The following is a 21,496-nucleotide window of genomic DNA, read 5'->3' on the forward strand; positions in this document are numbered from 1 at the left end:
CGGGAAATCTTCTTATTTTTAATATTCTTTTAGTTTAACAAAACGTAATAACGGCGGCATTAGCATCAGTAGGATGAAGGTTCCGATCAGCATTCCCCCTACAACAACAATGGCAAGCGGTTTTTGCACTTGTGAGCCGACACCGGTCGAGAGCATTGCGGGCAATAACCCGATGGAAGCGGTTAATCCCGTCATGAGAATAGCTCTAAATTTATCCGATGCAGTTTGTCGTATGGCATCTTCGGTATCGATTCCATGCTTATGCAATTGCATATAATGAATAACAAAGATGGAGGCATTGAGGATACTGACCCCTAAAATAGAGATAAATCCTACGGATGCCGATACGCTGAGCGATTCTCCCAAAAGAAGGAGAAAGGTTAATCCTCCGAACACGGAAAACAATGCGGCTGTGAGGATAATAACCGTATTTTTAATCGATCCGAAATAGATAAATAAAACCAATGTGATCAGAAACATTGCGGAGGGAGTCATTATTTTTAAACGCCCGAACGCACTTTGCATTTGCTCGAAACGACCGGATAGACTGGTTAGGTACCCATCCGGCATTTTAACCGTATCGATGGCGGCTTGTACTTTTGCTACCGTTCCGGCTAAGTCATTCGAAGCAACCGCAAATTTGATCGGGATAAATCGTTTGAAATTTTCACGGTAAACAAAAGAGGCACCCGTATCGTAATAAATTTTGGTAATTTTGGAGAGGGGAATAACGCCGCCGCTGTCCAAAACGATAGGGATTTCTTTGATATTTTCGATACTTTTTCGGTACGTATCCGGAAATCGGACGACCAAATCGAAACGTTTATCCTGTTCTATAATTTTAGTGATAGCACGGCCATCGAGCGACGATGCGACGACGTCCATCAAATCAACAACGTTAACACCATACAGAGCGGCTTTTTCTCGATCGACTTCGACAATCAAACTCGGTTGTCCGGTCTCTTTGAAAATTCCGACGTCGGTAACACCCTCAATCTTTTTGATTTTAGCTTCCACCTCTTTTGCGAGACGATCGAGTACATAGAGATCATCCCCGAAAATTTTGACCGAGTTTTCCCCTTTTACTCCGGACATCGCTTCGGCAAGATTGTCTTCGATGTATTGGGATACGCTTATATCGGCATTCGGGAATCGGGCTCTAAGTGCTTTGCGAACTTCATCTTCGAGCTCTGGTTTCGTAATACCGCGATGCCAATCTTTATAATCTTTAAGTTTCACAAAATATTCGGTATTGAACGGTCCGGTAGGGTCAGTTCCGTCTTCAGGGCGTCCGGCTTGAAACTCGATGGTTTGCACCTCCGGATACTTCGCTAAAACATCGCGCATTTTTTTAGAGTTCTCATAGCTTTTGTTTAGGCTGATCGAATAGGGGAAAATGGCACGGATATATAAATTCCCCTCATCCATTTTTGGTAAAAATTCAGCACCGAGAATATTTGCAATAAAGAGGGTTAGAACGAGAATTACCCCGGTCGCCATAACCGCCATCTTGCTCGTAATACGAGAAATGGTCTGCATGTATTTTGCTTTTGCCCAATCCAAGAACGGTAAGACTTTTTCATGGGAGTGGAGCAGAAAAGTGTATTTGCTCGCCAATAGAAAACTAAACGTGAGTATAAATGCGAAACTGATCGCGTAGACGTAGGTTTTTGCCATAGGGAGAAAGATTTGTGATTCTGCCCCTTTCATAGCAAAAAGAGGGATGAAAGCAAGAAAAATGATAAGAATCGAAAACATAATCGGCTTGCCCACTTCGGCTGCCGTTTCTTGAATAGCCGGAATATGTTGCCGTCCCTGATGTTTGAGCCGGAAATAGTTTTCAATAACGATCAGTGGAATATCGACAATGATCCCAAAGTCAATTGCTCCTAAGGAGAGTAAATTGGCCGATTCATGCTGATTGGCCATTAATGCGAGGGTATAGAGCAGTGACATTGGAATGATTGCGGCGACAATAAAGGCTGCACGTAGATCACCTAAAAAGACAAGTATAATAAAGAATACTAAGATCATCCCGATCGATGCGGTCTCTTTGAGTTTATCTACAACGGTATGGAGAAGGTCTTGTCGATCATAAAACGGGACGACTTTGATGTCTTTTGGAAGGACTCCGTTATTAAGTTCGTCAATTTTTTTATGGAGCTCTTCCATGGCAGAAACACTGGGTGCATTTTTACGAAGAACAACAACCCCCATGACGATATCATTGGTTTCATTGAGTCCTGCAAGACCGGTACGCGGCATGGTAGAGATGGAAACATCTGCAAGATTTTTGACATAGATAGGGCGATCATTGATAGTGTCAACAATGGTGTTCTCAATATCTTGGGTCGTTTTGATAAGACCGATACCTCGAATCGTATAATATTGGTCTCCGAACTCCAATACACGGCCGCCAACGTTGACATTGCTTTTTGAGAGGGACTGAATTACATCACTGAGAGGAATTTTGTACTTGATAAGATCCTCAGGATGAACGACCACGGAGTAGGCTTTTATCGCTCCACCGTAGCTTCCGATATCGGCAATATTGGGGACGGTTTTGAGATAGCGTGCTACAACCCAGTCTTGATAGGTACGCAACTCACTCATGCTGCGATTTCCGATAACACGGTAGCGCATGATTTCACCGATGGCATTAGGGATGATTTCCGGAGTCACTTCAGCAGGAATATCGGCTTGTGCAAGACGGTTTAAGACCTCCTGTCGAGCATCTTTATAGGAGACATCGTAGGAGAATTTACATTTGATATCAGAAAGCCCATACAGTGAAACACTGTTGATGTTCTCCAATCCAGGCATACCTGCCAAAGCAATTTCCAAAGGGGTCGTAATCTGCTTCTCGATCTCTTCGGCGGAGTGCCCTTCATTGGTGGTAACGACTTCCAAAATCGGAGGTGCCGGATCGGGGAATGCTTCAATATTTAAATCCCGTACGACGACGATACTGACAGCAACGGTGATAGCGGTAAATAACAATACGGCCAGAAAATTATCGATAAAAAAATTGGCGAGACGGCGCATCTTATTCTTTCTCCAACGCAATAGCTTCAAGCGCTATTTGGGTGTTTTCAGGGAGACCTTTAACCAGTGAAAAACTGTCTTTTGGATCATCACTGACAAGGGTAACGTTAAGAGGAGTGAATTGGTTGTCTTTTTTCACAAAAACGATAAATTTTCCTTCTTTATAGAGAAGTGATTTTTTAGGGATGCGGAAAACATCTTTTTTCTCGGTACCGGAGTAGATATTGGCAAACGTATTGATCCGCAGTTCAGAAGAGTCGATGGAGGGCTGAATATAGACTTTGATGGTTTTATTGTCCGGATCAAGAACATCGCTGATATACGTTACCTTACCTTTAATCGGTCCCGTTTCACTGTTTTCAAGTTTTATATCTACCTGTTTTCCGACAAAGAAAGCGGATAAATCTTTTTCATAAACCGTGGCGACCACTACTTTTTTATGAGGATTGGCAATTTTTACCAAAGCTTGCGTTGTATCATTGCTTATTTTTTCCCCCAAGTGGGTTGCTATTTCATACACTACTCCGTTGATTGGAGAATGAAGTGTGAGGGTTTGATCAGAAGCAGCATCGAAATAATTGAGTTTCTGAGAAAATCCTTTTACCATAGCTTCAGCTTGGGTAAGATTGCTTTGCGACAGCGCTAGATCATTGGCCGTAATAGCACCCAGTTTGAAAAGCTCTTTATTCATAGTGTAGATATGTTTAGCTTGGGTATATGCCGCTTTTGCCGAGAGCTGATCGCTTTGTACATCACTGATGTCGGAGGAACGGATGGTGATAAGCGGCGAACCGGAAGAGATTTTATCCCCTACCGCTATATGAATTTTATTGATGGTTCCATCCACGGGTGCAGTGATCGATACAATGCCATCCGGAGAAGGCTGAACCGAGGCGGTTGTTGAAATTTCAGTATTAAAAGTGCCGAATTCCGGTGAAACCAAGGTAATGTCCGGAGCATGGGTTGCAGCTACTTTTTCAGAACCGGACGGAGGTGCTTTATCACATCCGGTGAGTAAAAGCAAAGCAAGTGTACACGACAGAGTAAGGGGGAAACGCATTAATATCCTTTTGAATCAATAAAAGATTGACCTGAGTTTAATTTTAGATGGGCAGTAGCAATATGTAAATCAATAAGGGCGTGAGTCATATTTTTTTGATACTCTCGATAGCTTTTTTGGGCATCAAGGAGTTCAAGTACGGAGATTCCTTTTAGAGCGAAAATCTTTTCTTGTTTCTCTTTGAGCTCTTTGGCTGCACTAAACCCTTCGCTCATAGCTTTATAAACACTTTGTCGCGATTGGGCAGCTTCATAGCTTTGAATAACATCCGACTTCGCCATACGAAGGGTTTTTTCGTAAAGGCTGGAAGCTTGGAGGGTACTGATGCGGGCTTTTTCAATATCCCCTTCGTTTCTATCATAAATCGGAAGGGGCATAGAGACGTTCACTCCGGCTAGAGGCTCATACGTAGGACCGAAGCTGGCATATTCGGCACCAAGCGTAACATTCGGAACACCGTTGGCTTTTTCAAGGCTCAATGCGGCATCCGCAATAGCTAAATTTTGTTTGGCGGCTTTGCAATCGGGGCGTTCGGTGGTTTTTGCCAATAAATCCTCTAACGAGGGGAGTAATAAGGGAGAATCGATCGGTGCAGTAGCGATAATATCTGACGAGGAGAGTGCGAGTAAGGCGGCCAGTGCTTCACGATCTTGCAGTAACGCTAAACGGCTATTCTCCACCTCTTTGGTATAGTCGATAGATTGCAATGAAATTTTTTGGTAATCGATAAGGGAAAGGAATCCATGATCCAATTTTGTTTTTGCAACGGTGACGATATTGTTGTAAGCATTCGTGTTATCTTGGGCATTTGCAAGATCTGCCTGATCACCCAATACCAAATAATAGGCATCGATCAAGGAGATAAGTTGTTCTCGAACGGTTTCATCATAGATTAAATCACTGAACGTGATTGAATGCATTGCCACATCTATACGTCGATCCCGTTTACCCCCCGTTTCAATCGGGTGCGTCAGTAAAACAGTGAGTTGTGCATCGGATCCTCGTGCTGTTGCGTTGAAGCGATTGTTAAGATCCATAAACTCATAAGAACCGAGCAAGACAGGATTCGGACGCTCTTTTGCCGTGATAAGGTCTGCACGAGATTTTTGGGCCGTATGTCGTGCAATCTGAAGATCATAATTGTGTTCTACAAATTGTTTAACGGCTGAATCAATAGTAAGCGAAGTCGCAAATACGTTGGGGACTAAAAATAGCAGCAGTGCCGTGTATCGAGACATACGCAAATGCAATCCTTAATAGGTAATATTTATAGCGCGAATTTTAGCGCAAAAGTGTGAAGTTTATGTGAAGTAGCTTTATCCTTTCTTACATAGATAATAGAAAATGATGTTTTTTGATTCTGAAAACATAGAATTCTTGCGTCTTTGTGACGCAAGTTTAACGCTTCTCTTTCTCCCATGAAATCGAACTTTAGTTTTTAACCTTGATTGACTTTGGCTCAACTTATATGCTATAATTTTTAACAATAAAAATATCTAAATATTTATAGGAATACTTCATGTCAAAAAGTTTATATACTACCCTTGAAATTGCACCTGGCGCGAGCGAAGCGGAAATTAAAAAAGCGTATCGAAAATTGGCGCGTCAGTATCATCCTGATGTGAACAAAGACCCTAAAGCTGAAGAAAAATTCAAAGAGATTAATGCAGCGTATGAAGTTTTGAGTGATAAAGAGAAGCGAGCCAAGTACGATCAGTTCGGTGACTCGATGTTCGGGGGGCAGAATTTCCACGATTTTGCTCGCGGGCAAGGGGGTGGAAATGTTGATTTGGACGATATTTTACGCAATATTTTCGGTCAGGGCGGCGGTGGATTCGGCGGCGGCTTTGGAGGTTCAGGCGGCTTTGGCGGTGGATTCGGCGGCGGTATGAATTTGGACATTGATGCCAATGTGACCATCCCTTTTAGTGTCGGAGTCCTTGGCGGTAAACACTCTATCAGCCTTAGTGGAGAGAGTTTCGATATAAAAATCCCGGCAGGGATAAAAAGCGGTGAAAAACTTCGTGTACGCGGAAAAGGGAAACGTGCCGGAGGGCAAGTCGGAGATCTGTATCTTCGTATTGAAATTTCTCCGAATCCTGAATATGAGCGTGAGGGGGATGCTTTGATTAAAATCTTTAATGTTCCTCTTTACTCAGCACTCTTCGGCGGTAAAGTGAGTGTTCAAACCTTGGATAAAGAGGTAACGCTTAAAGTTCCGGAAAATACCAAAAACGGCCAGCGTTTCCGTCTCAAAGAGATGGGAGCAATGAATCGACAGAGCAATATTCGCGGAGACTTGTATCTTAAAGCAAATATCATATTGCCGAATATCGATAAAATCGATGGTGCTTTAGTCGAACAAATGAAAAAATCCCTTCCTCAGGAGTAGCAGATGCACCATTTTGACGAACCGGTTTATATGATCAGTATTGTGGCAAAGATTTTGGATATTCATCCTCAAACCCTTCGTCAATATGAGAGGGAAAACTTAATCGCCCCCTCCCGTTCAGATGGACGTATCCGTCTATACTCTCAGCGTGATATAGAGAAGATTAAGACCATTCTTCGCCTAACAAGAGAGCTCGGGGTGAATCTTGCCGGAGTCGATGTCGTTATGCGGCTTAAAGATAAAATGGAGATGATGGAGCATGAGCTCTCAGAGCTTCGTATTGAAATAGCGCGTGTACGTAACAGCAACGGTGTCCCACCGGAAAAGGCACTTGTGACAAAACGGAGTATTTATGAGATGGTTATTTTCGAAGACGATATTTTAAAGTAATCCAATGAGTGTTAACCCTATTATCCATGAGAGTTGGAAAAACGTGCTTAAGCACGAGTTTGCTCAACCCTATATGGAGGAGTTGAAAGCTTTTTTGGTCGAAGAAAAAAAACACTATACTCTTTTTCCTCGCGGCAGCGACATATTCAATGCGTTTAACTCTTCCCCTTTTGAATCGGTGAAAGTGGTTATTTTGGGGCAAGATCCTTACCATGGTGCAGGTCAGGCGCATGGGCTCTCTTTTTCCGTTCAATCGGGTGTGCCGCTTCCCCCCTCCTTGCAAAATATTTTCAAAGAGCTTGTCTCGGACATAGAGTGTGATTATCCAAAAAACGGAGATTTAACGTCGTGGGCACAGCAGGGGGTATTGCTTCTTAATACGTTACTCAGCGTTCGATCGGGTGAGCCTTTTTCACATAAAGAGAAAGGGTGGGAACGTTTTACCGATCAGGTGATTCGTACTCTCAGTGAAGAGCGGGAACACCTTGTTTTTATACTTTGGGGGGCACCTGCGGGGAAAAAATCGGCTTTGATTGACGAACGAAAACATTTGATACTTAAAGCCCCTCACCCCTCGCCGCTCTCTTCGTATCGAGGTTTTTTTGGATCAAAACCGTTTAGTCAGACAAATACTTATTTACACCATTGGGGTATTGAACCGGTCGAGTGGTGTCTTTGAGCCGTTTAAGGGCTTTGTTCTGTTGTTTTAAAAGCTCTTTTAGACTGGAAGAGGGGTGACTTTGATAGAGTCTTTCGATCCACTCTACTTGATTTAGGGCATCTTGAACGGCTCCTAAATCATTTTGCAATTGTTTGCAATGTTGAATAACTTTTTTGCATTTGTGTATATTGGAAATTTCTAAGAATTCAAAGCCGTATCGTGCATCTTTAAAGCCGATTCGAAGACGGTGAAGGGCCTTTGGTTTGGCATCCTCTCTGAGGTTTTGATAGGTAGTTAAGCAGTGTTGATAGTGGGTTAGAACACGCTCAACCAATATCTCTGGGATGACAGTTGGATTGGTTTGAGAAATCAGGTCATAGTATTCATCCAACAACGAAAAAATGTGTTCTGCAAACTCGGTAGAAAAAAGAAGTTTAACACTGTCTTTGCGGATTTTGGAGAGTTGTTTGAACAGTTTCGGGTACTCGGCAGAGGAGATGGAACTCATAAGTACATCCACCTCACGGATCGGGTTAGTCGCTTTGATTGCTTCTTTTAGGGGTACAGGAAACGGTATCGAATCATTGAAAAAAAGTTTGATCAGGGAACGAGTCTGGCGCAGTGCAATCCGGAATTCGTGAAGATGCTCTATCTTTTTATTTTCCATAAAAGAGTAGAGCGCAAGACGTGCTTGATAAAGCTGAAAGGCAATATATTTGCTTAAAGGTGAAAGCTTCATAGAACCATTATAGCTTGTTATGAAGTTATTCTGAATACGGCACAAATAGGGAGATGATCCGAATACCCCTCTCCTAAATGATGTTTAGGGTATTTACGGCTTTGCTGCCAACGATAAATCTTTCCGTCATTAAAAAGATAATTGGGCGTTACGCGTGTAAAGCTTCCTCTCACATACTCGATCCCTTTTTCATCCGCTAATGCAGGAGAGATAATGATATTATCCAATGCTTCACCATGCCCTCTAAATTCATGACTCCAACGGGTATCTTCGGGAAGATCATACCAGAGATTATAGAGATAGCTTTTGGATGATTTTAGGGTGGAGAGGGTGATCGGATTTTGATTTTCGTCGATGGTTTGAAGAATATGATTAATTCCGGTAATCCCCTCTGTATCATTGAGACGGCGGCTTCGAAGAAAGGTGCGATACTCTTCGTAATGGGAGTTAAAATCCCCTATTAGGACAAACGGCTCATCGGAAGATAGGGCATTGAGCCGATTCTTGAGTACTTTTGCACTAAGGATGCGCATACTTTCAGGGCCGCTTTTGGATTTCCAGTGGTTGACGAATACCCGCAAACTTTTCCCCTCAATATCGATTTTTACTTCCATAATATCGCGAAACTCACGGCTGGCACTGACAGAGTGATTGGTTACACTTTTGATCGGATATCGGCTGAGTAATGCGACGGAAATTGAAGTGTTTTTGGATCGTGAAAAGGCGTAGTACTGATAATAAAGTCCTTGGCGGTTCAACTCAGCTTTAAGATCTTTGAGTGCGGTTTCGGACTCAATCTCTTCGAGCCCGATGATATCGGCACCGATGTCGTGGATTACTTGTGCGGTATGTTGAAGTTTGGTGCGGTACATCGCATCATTCCACCCCCATGAGGTGTTGGGAATGTACTCTTCGTATTCACTGCCGTCGTCATTCATATCGAAAAGATTTTCGACGTTGTAGGTTGCTATTTTCACTTCGGTTCCTCCCCATAGTGTTGCGCTGATGAGCAATAGCCAAATAAAGCGCATTAGTCGATACCGTTGAGCCGGAGAAGGTTTTTGGTTTCACACTCACGCCCCATCATTTCGACAAAGAGCTCCTGCATGCTTTGGCTCCCCCCTTTGGCCAATATGATTTCTTTGTATTTATGTGCCAGTTCGGAACCGAAAATCCCCTCATCCACGATGGCGAAATAGGCATCGGCACTGAGCACTTCCGCCCATTTGTAGCTGTAATATCCCGCGCTGTAGCCGCCGCTGAAAATATGCGAAAAACTGTTTTGAAATTTATTATATTTTGGCGGTTTGATGAAAGCGGTACGTTCCCGTATCCCATCAAGGAGGGTTTGTATCTCCTCCCCCTGATAGAGACGGGAGTGGAGCATAAAGTCAAACAGTGAAAATTCGAGCTGACGGAGCATAAAAAGCCCACTTTGAAAATTCTTTGCGCGGATGAGTTTTTCAATCATCTCATCACTGAGAACCGCTCCGCTTTCATAATGCTTGGCAAAGAGTTTCAGTACTTTAGGCTCATAGGCAAAGTTCTCCAAAAACTGGGAAGGAAATTCGACTGCATCCCACTCGACTCCGTTAACTCCGCTCACCCCATGCTCTTTTACCTTGCTCAAAAGATGGTGGATGGTATGTCCCATCTCATGAAAGAGGGTAACCACATCATCGTGTCTTAGAAGGGATGGAGAATTTTCAGACGAGGGTGGAAAGTTGCAGACAACAAACGCGCTGGAGAGGTGGTTGCATCCTTGTGTATCTTCGCAGTGCGTCTGGAAATTGTGCATCCATGCGCCGCCCCGTTTGTCCTTGCGTGCTTCAAGATCAAAATAGACCCGGGCAAGAAGTTTTTCCCCTTCATAAACATCATAAGCATGAGCTTTCGCATCCCATAATTCAAGGGCTAATTGCTCAAATCGAATACCGAGAAGTTGCCCCAAAAAGTCAAATAATCCTTTCATGACGCCGTGTTGCTCAAAATAGGGGCGATACTCCTCTTCGTCAATATCGTATTGCGCTTTTTTGAGAATTTCACCGTAATAAGCGGTATCGTAGCTTTGCAGGTCAATATCTTTGGCGATTGCACGGACTTCGCTGATTTCGCGTTCTGCCTGTCCCCGCGACGTTTCGATGAGCTCATTCAAAAATTTTAGGACGCTATCGGTATCGGGGGCCATTTTCGAAGCAAGGGAGTACTCCGAATAGTTTTTATACCCGAGCAATGCGGCACTCTCTTGGCGCAAACGCATCAGTTCATCAATAATATCTCCGTTTTGTGGGGCACGGGTTGTATACGCACGGTAAAGTTCTTCTCGGATGGAACGGTTGGGTCCATAGGTCATATAGGCAATGTAAGAGGGCATTTGGAGGGTAAAACGGTATTTGACAACCCCCTCTTCTTCAAAGCGGGCATCTTCCAAATCTCCTTCGGGAACACCCTCGACATCGGTAAGTGCGGTAATAATTTTTTCATACGTATTGGTCGCATTGAGGAGATTTTGGGAAAAGTCGTTGGTAAGGACACTTTTCCGTTGATCAATCTGGGCAAGACGCTCTTTGGAAGCTTCATCCAGATGGGCCCCTGCAAGTTCAAAATGGAGAATATTAAGATCCAAAATACGTTTTTGTTCGCTGTTTAGCGTATCGTATTCATTGGCTTTAATGTGTTTGAATGCATCATAGATAGCGAGATTTTGACCGATAAATGTCGAATATTCGGTGAGAATCGGAAGGGCATCTGCATACACTTTTTGAGATTCCGGAGAATTTTTGACCGCATTGATATGAGAGAGCGGTGTGAAAAGCAACTCCATATCCTCTTCCATAAAATCAAAAGGGCGGACAAAATTGGTATAAGTTTTGTCCGGTATGGCCAGTAAGTGTTCAATGGTACGACGATTGTTCTTAATAAGGAGCGTTAAATCCTCAATAAAGGTCTCTAAATTCAGTTTAAAATCGGCAAAAGGTTGCATGATGACTCCTATAGTTGCGTTATTGTAGTTAAGTGTTTCAAAAAGTATTCTATAATGCGACAACTTGTCATAATAAAAAGGTTTTTTTATGAGTTCAAAAATTAAATTATTACTCCGTTATATTTTTGTCGGGGCATTATCGCTTTTCCCATTAATTTTAGTGATCGTTGTGGTCAATTATCTCAAAAATCTGGGTGTAAGCGCGTATCTGTCGCTTCATGATTACACCGATTCATTTGAGGTAACATTGGCCTTGATGGCAGGTGTTGTGGGGATATTTGCTCTTCTTGGCTTTTCGATCGAAAAATACGGGCGTTCGATTTTTATCTCAATGATTGATAGTACGTTTGAAAAAATTCCGGCTATCCGCTCCGTTTATTCGGTCTCGAAAAAACTTGCAGCCATGCTTTCGGGTGGTGAAGACGGGACGAAAAAAGAGGTAGTGCTGATTGAATATCCCAAAGAAGGACTTTGGGTACCGGCATACCTGTTGAATCGCCATGAAAATATCTGTGTCGTATTCGTTCCGACTTCACCGAATCCTACGAGCGGATATACGGTTCTTGTGGATGAAGTCCGGATCAAAACAACAACATTAACCCTCCAAGAAGCGTCATCCTTTATTATCAGTATGGGGGCCGATTTTCCTCAAAAAGAGGCGGTGTCAGCTCTTATTCAAACTCATCAAACTTCGGTTCCAACGCTTTAAACTCTTGAATAAGCAACTTATGATAGTGAGGTGCTCCCTCGTACAGTCGGCGTAAAGCACTTAACCCATAGTGTTCGGTGAGAGATGAATCGACGACAATATAGGATAGGAAAACGGTATTTTCGTTAATGGAAAACTGTAAATTCTCTAATGCACTGTTTTCATGCAATAAATAATCATACAGCGGTTCAATATTCTCTTGGGGGATTCGGCAGAGTGCCGAATCGGCAATAACGATACCGTTATCGTAATAGTTGATATCGATTCGGGTGGTAGGTGTTTCGAACCGCCAGCTTCGCTGACTTCGGCGAGAGAGGGTTACATTGATGCCGAGGCTTCCCATTATTTTTTCGACCAAAGCAACGACTCCTGATGGTTTGTACCCTTCGCGGCGACGTTTGGCAACGTCGAGTTTAACACCGCATTTGGGACAGTAGTCGTTTTGAATGGTCGGTTCCTGGATGAGATTTTTACACGAGATACAACGGATGATATCGCCATCATGCAGCGCAAGAAACTGCTCTAGTGCTTCTTGAAGGGTATAGTAGGGGAGGGCAAAGCCCAGATTGTTTGAATTTTGGATGATGAAGGTATTGACCCCGATCACTTCCCCCTCTTCATTGAGAAGCGGTCCTCCGCTGTTTCCCGGATTGATAGCTGCATCAAACTGGATGTATTCGACTTCCCCCTGCATCCGTGATGCTCTGGAGATGATCCCCTCGGTCGTGGAATAATTGAGCCCGTAAGGGTGGCCGATAGCGATAACGCCGTCTCCGTCGTTTATCGGCGAGCTAGAGAGCTTCAAGGGTATATTCGCACCGATAGGCTCAGGGGAGCGGATAAAGGCTAGATCATATGCGGCATCATCGTAAACGACATTGCCGATCGATTTCGGGAGCGTTTTCGTACTGATCAAAACTTCTTTGAGCCCACTCACAACATGGGAGTTGGTAACAATGAGCTCTCCGATTAAAAAACCGCTTCCACTGCCGTAAGGGGTTGTGATCTGGACGATACTTTCGATATTCTTTTCGACTATTTTTTGAGTAGACGCGGTCATTTTTACGCCTCCGTATAATCGAGATTTTTGATTTGCAGATAAAAACTTTGGCTAAAATGTTCCAAGTCACTGTAATTGAGCTCATCGGCAAAATTTTTAAGCCCTTTATAGCGATCGGCATAGGGCTTAATGGCAGAAGCAATCCGCTCTTGTATACTGTTTTTTTGAAATGTTTTAGTCTGCGGATCATAAAGGCGGGTCTCCCCTTCCGCTGCGAAAAAATCACCGGTATAGACTTCAACGTGCAGGTGCAGCAGTGCTCGAAGTGAGGGGTGCAGACCATAGTTGTAGAGAATATACAAAGAGATATAACGATAAATTACGCTGATGACGTAATTGGAATGACTGTTTTTGTACCAACGCACTTTTGCGAGCGATTCGTCGATAAAGGTAGCAATATCATCGTGCATTGCTTGCTCATAAGGGGAAAACGTGGAGGTCGAATCGTACAGTTGGGTAACAAAATGCTCATAACTCATCGTTTCGAGTTCGAAGAGGAAGGTCTCTAAGTCGGCATTTTTATCTTCGGTCAGTTTTTCATCATCTAAAAAGTAGCCGTTGATTTTTTCACTGATATTTTTAGCCATTTTTTTATGGGGAAGGATGAGGTAATCAATTTGGAGCAAGAGGGCTAAATAGCTAAAGGATACCATACCCGTATTATCGTTGGAAAGGAGCCCGAGGAGACTCTCTTTGGTTTGAACAATCCACGTTTGCATAGCGGTATAAAGCCGACGTGCACGCTCCGCATTAATAGGGAGAATGTGATCATATTCAAGCAGTACCGATTCGTCAAATTCACTGGCAATAAACTCTTTTTCAAAATCGGCATTAAGGGCTATTTCGCGGAGTGGAAAAAATATTTTTTGGGGGGTGATCGTAGTGTTGTCCAGCCGAATGGAGAGTTTAATAACCCCTTTTTCTTCACTGAAATGGCAATAGGTAAGCTGAAAATTACGTTCCAAAAAACGGCGTTTAATGGCTACATGCAAAGAAGCACTTTTCGCAATGTCCGCATACGCTTCGAGATATTCCGAGGTTATGTACGCTTTGATGATGGCACTCCCTTGAATCAGTTCAAAACGAAGAGCCCCCTCTTCGGGAATAATTTTGAGATGATGGGGTAAATGAGAAATTTCAGAGTGAACCAAGGAGGCTAAAAAGGATTTGTACCCCTCAAGGACATCACCGCGTATAAAGGCAGAAGAAGCATCATCAAAGAGCTCTTTTTCTCTGGGGTTGGGGAGAGCATGGATCCCTCGTCCGAAAAGTATTACTCTCTCTTTCGGTTTGTGTTTCAGCCATGATAGAGCCAGATCGAATAGATTCACCACATAATCCCCTGTATGTCATAGGTTGTAGTGTAATCAAAGCAACCTTAAAGCGACAATAAAGTATAATACGCGTCAATAACAAGAGGGGGTTGTATGGGCTATAAACGTGTTTTGGTTAAGTTCTCGGGAGAGGCTTTGGCCGGTGAAAACGGTCACGGTATCGATACAAAAATCCTCAAGTTTATTGCAACCGAGATCAAAACCCTTGTAGATGCGGGGATAGAAGTCGGAATCGTTATCGGCGGCGGCAATATTATTCGTGGGGTTACTGCGGCGCAAGACGGGATCATCCGTCGAACGTCGGGTGATTACATGGGTATGCTGGCAACGGTAATTAATGCGATTGCGATCCAAGAAGCCTGTGAACACGAAGGGATGCTTGTCCGTGTCCAAAGTGCTATTAAAATGGAGCAAATCGCGGAAGCCTTTATTGTCCGACGTGCTATGCGACATTTAGAACGGGGCCGGGTGGTGGTATTCGCCGCCGGTACCGGTAACCCGTTTTTCACGACCGATACGGCAGCGACTTTGCGTGCGGTTGAGATCGGGGCAGAGGTTATTATCAAAGCGACGAAAGTGGACGGCGTATACGACAAAGATCCTAAAAAATTTGCCGATGCGGTCAAGCTTCCCGTTTTGGGATATGAACAAGCCCTTCAAGATCATATTAAAGTCATGGACGATACCTCTATCGCCTTGGCTAAAGAGAACAAATTGCCGATCATAGTCTGTGATATGTTTACCGCCGGCAACCTCCTTGAAATCATTCAAGGTAATTTTGAGCGCTGCTCAATCGTACAATAAATTTAACAAAGGGTATTACCATGAGACTAGAACAACTCACCGCAAAAGCGCTTGAAACCGCAAATGTTGATCGTTATGTATTGGCACTTGCTGTCGCTAAACGCTCCGAAGAGCTTCAAAACGGTGCACCGTCAAAAATTAATATTGATATGAAAAAAGCAAAAGCTGCCGATGTCGCTTTGATGGAGATTGCTGAGGGGCATATCACTATCAAAGGTTTTGTTGACAAAGCTTAATAGCTTACAAAGCCGCATCATTGAACACCATCGATATCGAAAAAATAACATACATCAATGATGTCGAAGGTGCTGTTTCGCACCTTTACTCCCTAATTCCCTCTTCTCACGCCATAACAACAGCGCTTAGTTTTGCCCAAGAGGCACATAAAGAGCAATTTCGTAAAAGTGGTGAACCTTATATTGTTCATCCTGTTTTAGTTGCTTCCATTGTTGCTTCCATTACGGGAGATGAAGCAATGGTTATTGCTGCATTGCTGCACGATGTGGTTGAAGATACCCATATCACGATAGATGATGTCGCACGCGATTACGGAGCCGATGTTGCTCATTTGGTTGAAGGTCTTACCAAAATCGATTCAATCCGTGATGCGCAGCTGATTCCTTCTAATTCCGATGAGAAATTAGTGGTTTCAGCCCTTTCCTTTCGTAAGATGCTCGTTGCGTCGATCGAGGATGTTCGGGTATTGGTCGTTAAGCTGTGCGATAGACTTCACAATATGCTCACGCTGGGAGCCCTTAGTGAGGCAAAGCAACACCGTATTGCCGAAGAGACTCTTGTCGTATATGCTCCGATTGCCCACCGTTTAGGGATATCGTTTCTCAAAAATTTATTGGAAGATTTGAGTTTTCAGTATCTATTTACGGAAGACAAACGTCTCATTGATCTGTATCTTGAAGAGAACTACCGCTCTATAGCCGCACGACTCAGTAACTTTTGCGACAAACTGACCACAATGATGTTGGAAAATGGCTTTTGTCAGGAAGACTTTGAAATATTAAGCCGTGTCAAGCACCATTACTCTATTTATTTAAAAATGCAGCGTAAAGGGATTAGTATCGATGAGATACTGGATCTATTGGCCGTTCGTATTTTAATCAAAAAACCGATCGATTGTTATCGTGTTTTCGGTATGGTACACCTCAATTTTCAGCCATTAAGTTCACGCTTTAAAGATTACATTGCTATCCCGAAAGAAAATGGGTATCAAACGCTTCATACAACCGTATTTTATGACAGTGCAATTTTTGAAGTTCAAATTCGCACCCTAGAGATGCATGCAACGGCTGAGCTTGGAGTTGCGGCACACTGGAAATATAAAAACGGCGGTAATAATCCGATCAGCCTCGACTGGCTTCATAATCTTCAATATCAAAGCGAATCGGTCGAAGCGTTTTATGAATTGATCAAAAATGATCTTTTCAGCGATGATATCAGTGTTTTTTCCCCGGTGGGAAAACCTTTCACCTTGCCGCGCGGTGCGGTAGCCTTGGATTTTGCTTATGCGGTTCATACTCAGGTCGGAGACAGTGCAGAGGGGTGTTTGATAAACAAGGAAAAAGCGTCACTTTTAAGTGAACTGCACAACGGTGATATCGTTAAAATTACTACGGCTTCCAATAATAAAAAGATTACTCGATGCAGTTGGATTGATGCGGTTAAAACCTCTCGTGCCAAGGCAAGTATGCGCGCTAACTGTAATCAGCGTATCCGTTCTATCGATACCATAAGCGGTATCAATATCCTATCGGGGGTTTTTCGTCTTAGCGAGGATAAAATTACGGAGTTGTTGAAATCAGAGCATTTAGAAGATCAGGCGTACCGATTGCCACGAGAGCTTGATTTTCTCAAAGAATCGATCCACCGTTTAGGTGAAGAGATGCAAGCGAGCAATCGATTCAGCGCTTTTTTGAGTCGTAACCGCTTTAAGCTCAAGCCTTACGTATTTGCATCCTTAGAGGTTCTTTCTGCACAAAATATTTCGGATGCGGTATTTGATTATTGCTGCCATCCGAAGTCCGGTGATGAAATCGTCGCTTTTTTACAAGAGTCAAAAGCGCATGTTCACCATAAAATGTGTAAAAATGCCGCCGCGATGATTGAGAGACATGAACCGATGGTCTATGTTCGATGGAGAGCGCAAAATTATTATCGCTATCATTTGATCATCAGTATGCAAAGTGCACAAGGTTCCTTGGCGGATCTGCTCACCTATATGGCAAAAATGGGTGCCGATATCAACAGTATTGAACTCGGAAAAGAGCGCTCAGAGCACACTAAATACTGCGAAATGGAGTTTCAAGCCCTAGAGAACGATATTAATCGACTTCGCTCCAAGCTAGAGAAAAAAGGGAAAATCATACAATTTTTTCGGACCGATGACGCGTACCGAAGCCAAGGATAAACATGATAAACGAAGCATTACGAGAAATCAGACGCGGGTGTGCCGAAATTATTGACGAAGCACGACTCGAAACTCTCCTCAAAAACTATTTTGAAAAAGGGGAGACCTACACGGTTAAAGCGGGGTTTGATCCTACTGCACCTGATTTGCATTTAGGACATACGGTATTGCTGCATAAGCTGGCAACCTTTCAAAAATACGGCGGACGTATTCAATTCTTGATCGGCGATTTTACGGCACAGATCGGTGATCCGACCGGCAAAAGTGAAACCCGTAAAATCCTCCTTCCTGCACAAATTCTGGAAAATGCCCAAAGTTATAAGGATCAGGTTTTTAAAATTCTTGATCCCGAAAAAACCAGTGTCGTTTTTAATGCGGAGTGGATTAATCCTCTGGGTGCAGCAGGGATGTTGGAACTTACCACTACGTTCAATGTGGCGCGTATGTTGGAACGGGATGATTTTGACAAACGGTACAAAGGGGGAATCTCCATCTCCATCAGCGAGTTTTTGTATCCGTTGCTGCAAGGGTATGACAGCGTACATCTTAAAAGCGACATTGAGATCGGAGGGACCGATCAGAAGTTCAATCTCCTGATGGGCCGCCACTTGCAACGTGCGTATGAGATCGGAAAAGAGCAAGCCGTTCTTATGATGCCGATTCTAGAAGGGTTGGACGGCGTTCAAAAAATGTCGAAGAGTTTGGGTAATTATATTGCCGTTGCCGATGCTCCCAATGATATGTTCGGGAAAATTCTCAGTATCAGTGATACGCTCATGTGGCGCTATTATGAACTCCTCAGTGCACAATCGCTTGATCAGATCGAAGCGCTAAAAACCGGTGTTGAAGAGGGGACGCTTCATCCGAAAAAGGTGAAAGAGGCATTAGCTCTTGAAATCACGGCACGTTTTCATTCAGAAGCGGAGGCACATGAAGCGAGCGCCGAATTTGAACGGGTACACGCACAGAGTGAAATTCCTACCGAGATGGATGAATTTACTCTCGAAGGACCGATTTGGGTTGCAAAAGCACTCGTCGATTGTGCCTTGAGTCCTTCTACTTCACAATCACGTCGGGAGATTAAGCAAGGCTCTGTTAAAATCGATCAACAAAAAATAAGCGATGAGCAATATCAACTGGAAGCGGGTGAGTACGTTTTGCAGGTTGGAAAACGGAAATTTGCGCGATTAAAGGTAATTTTATGAGTTTCAAACCACTTCAAATCGGCAAATATATGCTGAAATTCCCTATCGTACAGGGGGGAATGGGTGTAGGTATCAGTTGGGATAAATTGGCTGGAACCGTTTCAGCAGAGGGCGGTTTAGGCGTTATTAGTGCTGTAGGTACAGGATATTATGAAGATAAAGTTCACGTAAATCGTTTGGTTGCAAATCGGCCGTTAGACGCTGAAAATTTCTATTCCAAAAAAGGGTTGAGCGCTATTGTTGCAAATGCACGCAAAATTTGTGGCGATGCACCGCTTGCCTGCAATGTATTGTATGCAATCAATGATTATGGGCGAGTCGTACAAGATGCGTGTGAGGCAGGGGTAGATATCATTATTACGGGAGCGGGTCTGCCGACCAATATGCCTGAGTTTACAGCTGAATATCCTGATGTTGCATTAGTACCTATTGTTTCATCGGCAAAAGCGCTTTCTATTATTTGCAAACGATGGCAAAAGCGCTATAACCGTCTCCCTGATGCTGTTGTTCTAGAGGGACCTAAAAGCGGTGGACATCAGGGGTTTACGTACGAGCAGTGTGAAATGGATGAGTTTCAACTTGAAAATTTGGTAAAACCCGTTGTTGCAGAAGCTGCATTGTGGGGTAATATCCCTGTTATCGCTGCCGGAGGAATCTGGGATAAAAACGATATTGAAGAGATGATGGCTTTGGGTGCAAGCGGTGTTCAAATGGGGACCCGTTTTATTGGCACATTCGAATGTGATGCCCATGAAAACTTTAAACAGGTTTTGATTGATGCGAAAGAAGAAGATATTACTCTGATGAAATCGCCGGTCGGATATCCGGCTCGCGGTGTACGGACGAATTTGCGCGATCTTGTCGATACCCGAACAGGACCTTCGATTAAATGTATTTCCAACTGCGTTGCCCCTTGTAATCGCGGTGTTGAAGCCAAAGAGGTCGGTTTTTGTATTGCGGATCGTCTAAGTGATGCGTATGCGGGTAATTTAGAATTGGGTCTCTTTTTCTCAGGTTCCAACGGTTATCGCATCGATAAAGTTATCTCCGTCAAAGAGTTGATGCAAAAATTGACTCTTGGGGAGTAGTTCTTTCTGTGCTTAAGCGTCTCTTTTTACTCAGTTTATTAATTGTTTCTCTATCCGTATGGGGTGCGGACGATGGTACACGACTCGCTTCTGCAAAAAAAGCACTGCAAAGCAGTGATGAAATTGAACAATTTCGCGGATATAATGAATGTAAGACTATCTACTTGCGGGCCAGTTTGGATAAAAACAGTTCTTTGCTGCGTGAATCGCTTGAGGGTATTGTTGAGGGGGGCGAAAAATTAGGGATTGATGTCTCAAAATATCAGGCCGATCTTGCTAAATTAGTTCCTGCGGTAAAAAGTATAGCTAAAATAGATTCTTCTGATAAACCCGTTGAAGTGGCAGTAAAATCTGTTCCGGTTCTTAAATTTCCTTCATCACTGTCTGTAAAATCTGTTGAAAATTCTGCTAAATTCTTAACTCCGGCTCCTGAATCGCTTAAGCTTTCTACTCCTAAAGCAATGGATGAAGTTTCGATGACGATGCGTCATCGTTTGATTGATGCACGATGGAAGGATTCGGGGATCGAATTGATCTTTGATTCTCCTGTAAAGGGCGATGAGATAAAAATGACAAAAATCATTGAATCCGACAAGCAGCGATTTCGTTATATCATTGATATTGCTTCTTCAACTCTGTCGAAAAGTCAAACGTTAGAGCACAAAGAGATAAATCGTATTCAAATGGCGCAGTTTGATGCCAAAACTCTTCGCCTCGTTATTGAGCATAATCAAGCCATTTCGATTAAATACACACCGAAAGGCTCTTCCGTTTATATCGATCTCTCTTTGGAACCTCAAAAAACGACTGCTCCTTTAGCCAGCTTTCCGCTTCAGCCGACTGTTCAAGAACCGCCGTTGGTCGCGGCACTTCCTCCCCTTGTAACGGTAACGCCACGGGACCGAAGTAAAAAAGTGATTGTTATTGATGCCGGTCATGGGGGCAAAGACAGCGGTGCCGTAGGGAACGGTTTTATGGAAAAAGAGATTGTTATTCATATTGCTACTCAACTTGTAGAGAGTCTTCGTGCTGTGGGATATACGGTTCACATGACTCGTGGAAACGATACGTTTGTCGAATTAAAAGATCGTACGAAATTTGCCAATGACAAGCAAGCGGATTTATTTATTTCTATCCACGCCAACTCAATTCCAAAAACCAGTGATCCGGCCGCTGCTCAGGGAATAGAAACCTATTTTCTCTCTCCTGCGAGGAGTGAGCGCTCTATGCGGGTAGCTGCATTGGAGAACTCCGAGGATATGGGAGAGATGGGACAGTACGGCAAACTTAGTTTTCTGAGTTTTATGAATAAAGAAAAAATCATTGCATCCAATAAACTTGCCATCGATATACAAAAAGGGATGCTTTCAAATTTGCATAAACAGTTTCCGAATGTTCATGATAACGGTGTCAGAGAAGCTCCTTTCTGGGTCTTGGTCGGTGCTCAAATGCCCGCTGTTTTGGTTGAAGTCGGATATATTTCTCATCCTGAAGAGTCGATTCGTATTGCGGATGAAAAATATCAAAAATGGATGGTCGAAGGGCTAGTAGAAGGAGTAGGCCGTTATTTTACTAATAACGGCTAATGGTTCTTATTTGCTGAT

General features: G+C 43.4%; 18 protein-coding genes. 10 read left to right on the forward strand and 8 right to left on the reverse strand.

What is annotated here, in order from left to right; translation table 11 throughout:
- Window positions 1-18 precede the first annotated feature (18 nt).
- From WC407_RS10540 to WC407_RS10550, 3 genes are read right to left on the reverse strand one after another with little or no spacing between them, the layout of a single operon-like run.
- Window positions 19-3,045 carry an efflux RND transporter permease subunit gene (locus tag WC407_RS10540; RefSeq protein ID WP_373022607.1) on the reverse strand — a complete coding sequence of 1,009 codons (3,027 nt, stop codon included), beginning with the start codon at window positions 3,043-3,045 and terminating at the stop codon, window positions 19-21.
- A gap of 1 nt (window position 3,046) precedes the next feature.
- Window positions 3,047-4,105, reverse strand: coding sequence for an efflux RND transporter periplasmic adaptor subunit (locus tag WC407_RS10545; protein WP_373022608.1), 1,059 nt, complete (start codon window positions 4,103-4,105; stop codon window positions 3,047-3,049).
- The gene (locus WC407_RS10550) at window positions 4,105-5,343 is read right to left on the reverse strand and encodes a TolC family protein (protein ID WP_373022609.1); all 1,239 of its coding nucleotides are present in this window, start codon (window positions 5,341-5,343) and stop codon (window positions 4,105-4,107) included. Before WC407_RS10550 ends, WC407_RS10545 begins: the two co-directional genes overlap by 1 nt.
- A gap of 281 nt (window positions 5,344-5,624) precedes the next feature.
- Here WC407_RS10550 and WC407_RS10555 point away from each other — a divergent pair, with 281 nt between their 5' ends.
- Genes WC407_RS10555 through ung form a run of 3 tightly spaced genes read left to right on the forward strand, consistent with a single transcriptional unit; the run spans window position 5,625 to window position 7,566 of the window.
- Window positions 5,625-6,497, forward strand: a complete 873-nt coding sequence (locus tag WC407_RS10555; RefSeq protein ID WP_373022610.1) for a DnaJ C-terminal domain-containing protein — start codon at window positions 5,625-5,627, stop codon at window positions 6,495-6,497.
- Window positions 6,498-6,500: 3 nt separating this feature from the next.
- A complete protein-coding gene (locus tag WC407_RS10560) occupies window positions 6,501-6,887 on the forward strand; it encodes a heat shock protein transcriptional repressor HspR (protein WP_373022611.1) in 387 nt (128 codons plus the stop codon).
- Window positions 6,888-6,891: 4 nt separating this feature from the next.
- Window positions 6,892-7,566 (forward strand): uracil-DNA glycosylase, encoded by a 675-nt coding sequence (ung, locus tag WC407_RS10565; protein ID WP_373022612.1) that lies wholly within the window; start codon window positions 6,892-6,894, stop codon window positions 7,564-7,566.
- Here the strand turns inward: ung and WC407_RS10570 are convergent.
- The 3 genes from WC407_RS10570 to WC407_RS10580 are packed head-to-tail and all read right to left on the reverse strand — an operon-like array spanning window position 7,505 to window position 11,270.
- On the reverse strand, window positions 7,505-8,287 hold the full coding sequence (locus WC407_RS10570; protein ID WP_373022613.1) for a CHAD domain-containing protein: 783 nt from the start codon (window positions 8,285-8,287) through the stop codon (window positions 7,505-7,507). The two genes, ung and WC407_RS10570, sit on opposite strands and share 62 nt — an antisense overlap.
- A 17-nt stretch (window positions 8,288-8,304) precedes the next feature.
- The gene (locus tag WC407_RS10575; RefSeq protein ID WP_373022614.1) at window positions 8,305-9,318 is read right to left on the reverse strand and encodes an endonuclease/exonuclease/phosphatase family protein; all 1,014 of its coding nucleotides are present in this window, start codon (window positions 9,316-9,318) and stop codon (window positions 8,305-8,307) included.
- Window positions 9,318-11,270 (reverse strand): M3 family metallopeptidase, encoded by a 1,953-nt coding sequence (locus WC407_RS10580; RefSeq protein ID WP_373022615.1) that lies wholly within the window; start codon window positions 11,268-11,270, stop codon window positions 9,318-9,320. Before WC407_RS10580 ends, WC407_RS10575 begins: the two co-directional genes overlap by 1 nt.
- Before the next feature lie 88 nt (window positions 11,271-11,358).
- Here WC407_RS10580 and WC407_RS10585 point away from each other — a divergent pair, with 88 nt between their 5' ends.
- Window positions 11,359-11,979: a DUF502 domain-containing protein gene (locus WC407_RS10585; protein ID WP_373022616.1), complete on the forward strand. Its 621-nt coding sequence runs from the start codon at window positions 11,359-11,361 to the stop codon at window positions 11,977-11,979.
- On the opposite strand, the gene WC407_RS10590 is transcribed toward WC407_RS10585, so the two are convergent.
- Together WC407_RS10590 and WC407_RS10595 are read right to left on the reverse strand one after the other, a co-directional pair.
- Complete coding sequence (locus WC407_RS10590; RefSeq protein ID WP_373022617.1) at window positions 11,942-13,039, reverse strand: trypsin-like peptidase domain-containing protein; 1,098 nt, start codon at window positions 13,037-13,039, stop codon at window positions 11,942-11,944. The two genes, WC407_RS10585 and WC407_RS10590, sit on opposite strands and share 38 nt — an antisense overlap.
- A gap of 2 nt (window positions 13,040-13,041) precedes the next feature.
- Window positions 13,042-14,370 carry a hypothetical protein gene (locus tag WC407_RS10595; RefSeq protein ID WP_373022618.1) on the reverse strand — a complete coding sequence of 443 codons (1,329 nt, stop codon included), beginning with the start codon at window positions 14,368-14,370 and terminating at the stop codon, window positions 13,042-13,044.
- A 96-nt stretch (window positions 14,371-14,466) separates the two neighbouring features.
- Here WC407_RS10595 and pyrH point away from each other — a divergent pair, with 96 nt between their 5' ends.
- From pyrH to WC407_RS10625, 6 genes are read left to right on the forward strand one after another with little or no spacing between them, the layout of a single operon-like run.
- A complete protein-coding gene (gene pyrH / locus WC407_RS10600; RefSeq protein WP_373022619.1) occupies window positions 14,467-15,177 on the forward strand; it encodes a UMP kinase in 711 nt (236 codons plus the stop codon).
- 20 nt (window positions 15,178-15,197) lie between these two features.
- The gene (locus WC407_RS10605) at window positions 15,198-15,413 is read left to right on the forward strand and encodes a DNA-directed RNA polymerase subunit omega (protein WP_373022620.1); all 216 of its coding nucleotides are present in this window, start codon (window positions 15,198-15,200) and stop codon (window positions 15,411-15,413) included.
- 20 nt (window positions 15,414-15,433) lie between these two features.
- Window positions 15,434-17,599: a bifunctional (p)ppGpp synthetase/guanosine-3',5'-bis(diphosphate) 3'-pyrophosphohydrolase gene (locus tag WC407_RS10610; RefSeq protein WP_373022622.1), complete on the forward strand. Its 2,166-nt coding sequence runs from the start codon at window positions 15,434-15,436 to the stop codon at window positions 17,597-17,599.
- Between the two features lie 2 nt (window positions 17,600-17,601).
- Window positions 17,602-18,804 carry a tyrosine--tRNA ligase gene (gene tyrS / locus WC407_RS10615; RefSeq protein ID WP_373022623.1) on the forward strand — a complete coding sequence of 401 codons (1,203 nt, stop codon included), beginning with the start codon at window positions 17,602-17,604 and terminating at the stop codon, window positions 18,802-18,804.
- The gene (locus tag WC407_RS10620) at window positions 18,801-19,892 is read left to right on the forward strand and encodes a nitronate monooxygenase (RefSeq protein ID WP_373022624.1); all 1,092 of its coding nucleotides are present in this window, start codon (window positions 18,801-18,803) and stop codon (window positions 19,890-19,892) included. The genes tyrS and WC407_RS10620 overlap by 4 nt, the downstream gene beginning before the upstream one ends.
- Before the next feature lie 8 nt (window positions 19,893-19,900).
- A complete protein-coding gene (locus WC407_RS10625; RefSeq protein ID WP_373022625.1) occupies window positions 19,901-21,478 on the forward strand; it encodes an N-acetylmuramoyl-L-alanine amidase in 1,578 nt (525 codons plus the stop codon).
- Window positions 21,479-21,496 lie beyond the last annotated feature (18 nt).

It is taken from the genome of Sulfuricurvum sp. (assembly GCF_041651515.1).
Classification (GTDB): domain Bacteria; phylum Campylobacterota; class Campylobacteria; order Campylobacterales; family Sulfurimonadaceae; genus Sulfuricurvum.